This window comes from Stenotrophomonas sp. PS02301 (assembly GCF_029959485.1).
Classification (GTDB): domain Bacteria; phylum Pseudomonadota; class Gammaproteobacteria; order Xanthomonadales; family Xanthomonadaceae; genus Stenotrophomonas; species Stenotrophomonas maltophilia_Z.
The window spans coordinates 1-4410 of sequence record NZ_JASCOO010000169.1 but is presented as its reverse complement, the minus strand read 5'-3'; the positions used below and the strand labels follow the sequence as shown (position 1 = coordinate 4410).

Here is a 4410-nt window from a genome sequence, read left to right as displayed (position 1 = left end):
TATAACCACCCCCGCGGTGGTTTGTGTTTTGTGGGGGGGGGGGGGCCGCGCCCCCCCCCCCCCCCCCCACCCCACACCTTGCGCAGCACGGTGTGGGCGCCAGCCCTCCCCTGCCACATCCCCGCGCCTGACGGCGCGCCCCCTTGTACTCCAAGGGGGCTGTTTCACCAGAGAGAGGACGGCCAGCCGACACCCCGCCCATGCCGGGCCGCGAGAGTAGCCGAACAGCGCTCGGCACTACCGCCCCTATGAAACAGCGGCGAGCGCAGCAGTGCCGCCGGAAGCATCGCCATCCCTCGCTGCATCCACCTGACAACCAAGCGATCTGCGGGGACGAAACCCACCCCCCGGAAACGACAAAAGCCCGGCCGAAGCCGGGCTTTTGCGTACCTCCCAGGGGGATCCCGAAGGATCCCACGCCAGGCGCGATGGATCAGCGCTTGGAGAACTGGGTGGCGCGACGTGCCTTGTGCAGGCCGACCTTCTTACGCTCGACTTCACGGGCGTCACGGGTCATGAAGCCAGCCTTGCGCAGCTCGGACTTCAGGGTTTCGTCGTATTCGATCAGCGCGCGGGCGATGCCCAGACGGATCGCACCGGCCTGACCCGTGGTACCACCGCCAGCGGCGGTGACCATGATGTCGAAGGTTTCGGTGTTCTTGGTCAGTTCCAGCGGCTGACGCACGATCATGCGCGCCGTCTCACGGCCAAAGAACTCGTCCAGCGGACGGCCATTGACGGTGATGTTGCCGGCGCCCTTGCGCAGGAACACGCGGGCGGTGGAGGACTTGCGGCGGCCGGTGCCGTAGTTTTGCGTGATAGCCATGATTAGATATCCAGAACCTGAGGCTGCTGAGCGGCGTGCGGGTGCTCGGAACCCGAGTACACCTTGAGCTTGCGGTACATGGCGCGGCCCAGCGGGCCCTTCGGCAGCATGCCCTTGACGGCGGTCTCGATGACACGCTCCGGATGGCGCTCAAGCGCCTGGGCCAGAGTTTCGGTCTTCAGGTTGCCGATGTAGCCAGTGAAACGGTGATACAGCTTGTCCTGCAGCTTGTTGCCGGTGACGACAATCTTTTCTGCATTGATGACAACCAGGTAATCACCGGTATCAACGTGAGGGGTGTAAACCGGCTTGTGCTTGCCGCGCAGACGGCGGGCCAGCTCGGTGGACAGACGGCCCAGCGTCTTGCCGGATGCGTCGACGAGATACCAGTCGCGCTGGACGGTCTCGGACTTTGCAGTGAAAGTGCTCATGAAAGAACTCTAGTAGGTCGGGCTCATTACGGCGCAGTACGGCCGGAACTCTGCCACGCGTTGTGAAGAGGCGGGATTGTACTGGCCATGCCCGCCACATGCAAGTTGACCGGATCCCGGCTTGGCACACCGGTCCGCGGGGGCGAGAATCGACAGTCCCCCGCCGCGACACCACCTGCCATGACCGCGCTCCGCCAGATCACGCCGCTCGACCACCTGCTGACCGAAGCCCAGCGGGCCCTGGATACCGTGTTCGGCAACCCGCCGGCCAGCCGCCCCTACCCCGCCGAGGCCACCCCGGACGTGCAGATGGCCGACCCCGAGCGCCGCCACGCGGCCGGGCTGATGCGCATCAACCATGTCGGCGAGGTCTGCGCCCAGGGCCTGTACTTCGGCCAGGCCGCGGTTGCCCGTGAGCCGGAAACCCGCGCCCACCTGCTCGATGCCGCCCAGGAAGAGACCGACCATCTGGCCTGGTGCGCCCAGCGCCTGCGCGAGCTGGACAGCCGCCCCAGCCTGTTCAACCCGATCTGGTATGCCGGCAGCTACACCATCGGCACCCTGGCCGGCCTGCGTGGGGATGGCTGGAACCTGGGCTTCGTGGTCGAGACCGAACGCCAGGTCGAAGCCCATCTGGACGAACACCTGGACACCCTGCCCCCGGCCGACCTGCGCAGCCGTGAGGTGATCAAGGTGATGAAGATCGACGAGGCCCGCCACGCCGACCACGCCGAGCATGCCGGCGCGCGGAAGCTGCCCGCACCGATCCCGTCGGTGATGGCGCTGGCCTCCAAGGTCATGAAGACCATCGCGTACCGGTTGTAACGGCGTATCGACCAACTTGTAACGGCGTATCGACCAACGGTCGATACCTACCGGAACGGCGCGCGCGGCATGGGTTGCGGGCCGGCTTGCCACCGGTAGCGCCCGACCGTTGGTCGGGCGACGATCAGGCAGAGACCAGCTTCAGCCCGATCACACCGGCCACGATCAACGCGATGCAGGCCAGCCGCGACGGCGAGGCGCTGTCGCCGAACAGGAAGATGCCCAGCATCGCCACGCCCAGTGCGCCGATCCCGGTCCAGATCGCGTACGCCGTGCCGACCGGGATGGATTTCATGGCCTGGCTCATCAGGTACAGGCTGACCAGGGCGGCAGCAACGGTGGCCAGGGTGGGAAGGGGCTTGCTGAAGCCTTCGGAGTACTTCATTCCGATGGCGAAGCCGATCTCGAACAGACCGGCAACCAGGAGATAGATCCAGGGCATGGGGGGATTCCTTGGGTTAACAAAAGCAAAACGGCCCGGTGTTTTCACACCGGACCGTCGTCGGTAGCTGCCGTGGAACCGGGTTTTGCGCAAACACCGGTTTCACAGGGCGGGCCGTCCCGCCTGAACGAGGCCGTCCGGGCCAGGCCCGGACGACATCGCGACGTGCGTTACTCGGCCAGATTGCGCCCATGGAACAGCTCTTCGATCTCACGACGCAGCAGCGCCTCGATCTTCATGCGTTCCTTGAACGACAGGTTCTTGGCCTTCTCTTCGAACAGGTACTGGTCCAGATCGAAGTCCTTCAGGTGCATCTTCGTGTGGAAGATATTTTCCTGATAGACATTGACGTCGAACATCTCGTAACGCGACTTGATGTTCTTGGCCAGGAAGTTCTGGATCGAGTTGATCTTGTGATCGATGTAGTGCTTCTTGCCCTTCACGTCACGGGTGAAGCCACGCACGCGGTAATCCATGATCACGATGTCCGATTCCAGACTCTCGATCAGGTAGTTCAGCGCTTTCAACGGGGAAATCACGCCACAGGTGGCCACATCGATGTCCGCGCGGAACGTGGCGATGCCCTCCTGCGGATGGGTTTCCGGGTACGTATGGACAGTGATGTGGCTCTTGTCCATGTGGGCAACCACGGCGTCGGAGATCAGCTCCTTGCCGGCCTGCTTCTTGTCGATCACCGGCTCTTCCGAGATCAGGATCGTCACCGAGGCACCCTGGGGGTCGTAGTCCTGGCGGGCCACGTTCAGGATGTTCGCGCCGATGATCTCGGCAACGTCGGTCAGGATCTGAGTCAGCCTATCGGCGTTGTACTCTTCATCAATATATTCGATGTAACGCTGACGCTCCTCTTCGGTGCGGGCGTAACAGACGTCATAGATGTTGAAGCTCAGCGCCTTGGTGAGGTTGTTGAAACCCTGCAACCTCAGGCGAGGCAACGGCTTGACCACGGCGGTCGATCCTGTGTGTGGTGGGAAAGAAGTAATTATGGGGCAAAGTGATCGGGGGCGAAACTTGCATTGAAACGAGTACCTGTGCTCGGTTTGCCCTTAACAATTCGGATCGTTAAGCTCCCGGCACATAGCCGTGAATTCTTCATGAGCAATCGGAGCGCCTCAACGTGTCAACTGTGCGCCTTGCCACAAGTCCATTGGCCCTGGATATCGCAACAATCGATCGCTTCCTGGCCCACAGCCACCGCCGCCGTTACCCCGCCCGTACCGACGTGTTCCGTCCAGGCGATCCGGCCGGCACCCTCTACTACGTGATCAGTGGCTCAGTCTCAATAATGGCTGAGGAAGATGACGATCGTGAGCTGGTGCTGGGCTACTTCGGCTCGGGAGAATTCGTCGGTGAGATGGGGCTGTTCGTCGAATCGGACCGGCGCGAGGTGATCCTGCGCACCCGCACCCCGTGCGAGCTGGCCGAGATCAGCTACGAGCGCCTGCATCAGCTGTTCTTGGGCCCGCTCTCGGCCGATGCGCCGCGCCTGCTCTATTCGATCGGCCAGCAGCTCTCCAAGCGCCTGCTCGACACCAGCAGGAAAGCCAGCCGCCTGGCCTTCCTGGATGTGACCGACCGCATCGTGCGGACCCTGCACGATCTTTCCCGCGAGCCGGAGGCGATGAGCCACCCGCAGGGCACCCAGCTGCGCGTCTCGCGCCAGGAACTGGCCCGCCTGGTCGGTTGCTCGCGTGAAATGGCCGGCCGCGTGCTGAAGAAGCTGCAGACCGACGGGCAGCTGCATGCCCGCGGCAAGACCGTCGTTCTGTACGGCACCCGCTGATCGGGCCTTGGTCGTGGCGGGCGCGGGGCGGGCCCCCCCCCCCCGTGGGGCGAGGGCGGGGGGGTTTAAACAAATGACGCTGGCC

At 63.8% G+C, this 4410-nt stretch carries 6 protein-coding genes; 2 read left to right on the top strand and 4 right to left on the bottom strand.

What is annotated here, in order from left to right; all coding sequences use genetic code 11:
• Positions 1-433: 433 nt before the first annotated feature.
• Both rpsI and rplM read right to left on the bottom strand, forming a co-directional pair.
• Positions 434-826, bottom strand: coding sequence for a 30S ribosomal protein S9 (gene rpsI, locus QMX81_RS20540; protein ID WP_019185318.1), 393 nt, complete (start codon positions 824-826; stop codon positions 434-436).
• Between the two features lie 2 nt (positions 827-828).
• A complete protein-coding gene (gene rplM, locus QMX81_RS20535; RefSeq protein WP_038685795.1) occupies positions 829-1257 on the bottom strand; it encodes a 50S ribosomal protein L13 in 429 nt (142 codons plus the stop codon).
• Between the two features lie 180 nt (positions 1258-1437).
• On the opposite strand from rplM, the gene coq7 reads away from it, so the two are divergent.
• A complete protein-coding gene (gene coq7, locus QMX81_RS20530) occupies positions 1438-2082 on the top strand; it encodes a 2-polyprenyl-3-methyl-6-methoxy-1,4-benzoquinone monooxygenase (protein ID WP_121040609.1) in 645 nt (214 codons plus the stop codon).
• Between the two features lie 124 nt (positions 2083-2206).
• On the opposite strand, the gene sugE is transcribed toward coq7, so the two are convergent.
• Entirely contained in the window at positions 2207-2524 is a 318-nt protein-coding gene (sugE, locus tag QMX81_RS20525) for a quaternary ammonium compound efflux SMR transporter SugE (RefSeq protein WP_046273055.1), read from the bottom strand.
• A 170-nt stretch (positions 2525-2694) separates the two neighbouring features.
• Positions 2695-3489, bottom strand: a complete 795-nt coding sequence (gene speD, locus QMX81_RS20520) for an adenosylmethionine decarboxylase (RefSeq protein ID WP_019185315.1) — start codon at positions 3487-3489, stop codon at positions 2695-2697.
• Between the two features lie 170 nt (positions 3490-3659).
• Here speD and crp point away from each other — a divergent pair, with 170 nt between their 5' ends.
• The gene (gene crp, locus QMX81_RS20515) at positions 3660-4325 is read left to right on the top strand and encodes a cAMP-activated global transcriptional regulator CRP (protein ID WP_088433580.1); all 666 of its coding nucleotides are present in this window, start codon (positions 3660-3662) and stop codon (positions 4323-4325) included.
• Positions 4326-4410: the final 85 nt, after the last annotated feature.